The organism is Shewanella sp. SM21, assembly GCF_025654335.1.
In the GTDB taxonomy this organism is placed as follows: Bacteria; Pseudomonadota; Gammaproteobacteria; order Enterobacterales; family Shewanellaceae; genus Shewanella; species Shewanella oncorhynchi.
This window is the reverse complement of record NZ_JAKKRL010000035.1, coordinates 1-783: the sequence shown is the minus strand read 5'-3', so window position 1 is coordinate 783 and position 783 is coordinate 1. Positions and strand designations below refer to the sequence as shown.

Annotated in this window: 2 rRNA genes; both read right to left on the bottom strand. The window is 45.5% G+C overall.

Annotated elements, in window-relative coordinates:
- Nucleotides 1-224: ribosomal RNA gene (locus L5L94_RS21745) — 23S ribosomal RNA — on the bottom strand; the annotation flags it as partial.
- A gap of 362 nt (nt 225-586) precedes the next feature.
- A 16S ribosomal RNA gene (locus L5L94_RS21740) occupies nt 587-783 on the bottom strand; the annotation flags it as partial.

Here is a 783-nt window from a genome sequence, read left to right as displayed (position 1 = left end):
TGATTTCTTTTCCTAAGGGTACTTAGATGTTTCAGTTCCCCTCGTTCGCCTCGCAACACTATGTATTCATGTTGCGATAACAGCTTATGCTGCTGGGTTCCCCCATTCGGACATCGTTAGCTCAAATGCTTGTTACTAGCTCGCCAACGCTTTTCGCAAGTTACTACGTCCTTCATCGCCTCTGACTGCCAAGGCATCCACCGTATACGCTTAGTCGCTTAACCATACAACCCAAATGAGTTTCACTCACCTGCGCCGCATTGCGACCAGCTTGGTTTTACTTGTCTCACTTCTGACCAAAGAAGTGGACGCGCCTTAGACGTAAACTATCCAATAAAGAATAATTTACTATTGAATATTCAAGACACTTAATAAAGTGTTTGAGAACTCATGTTCAATGCTTTCGCATTAAACGTTTTGTAATTAATCACATGACAGACTCATGTAATTAAATACTATCAGCTTTCCAAATTGTTAAAGAACAATGCGTACCGGCTAGCGGCGCATTTAGCTCTGACTTCTCGTGAGAGAAGCTAAACAAGCAATCTGTGTGAACACTCAACAAACATTAAGTTAGTCGTATAGGTAAGGAGGTGATCCAGCCCCAGGTTCCCCTAGGGCTACCTTGTTACGACTTCACCCCAGTCATGAACCACAAAGTGGTGAGCGCCCCCCCGAAGGTTAAGCTACCCACTTCTTTTGCAGCCCACTCCCATGGTGTGACGGGCGGTGTGTACAAGGCCCGGGAACGTATTCACCGTGGCATTCTGATCCACGATTACT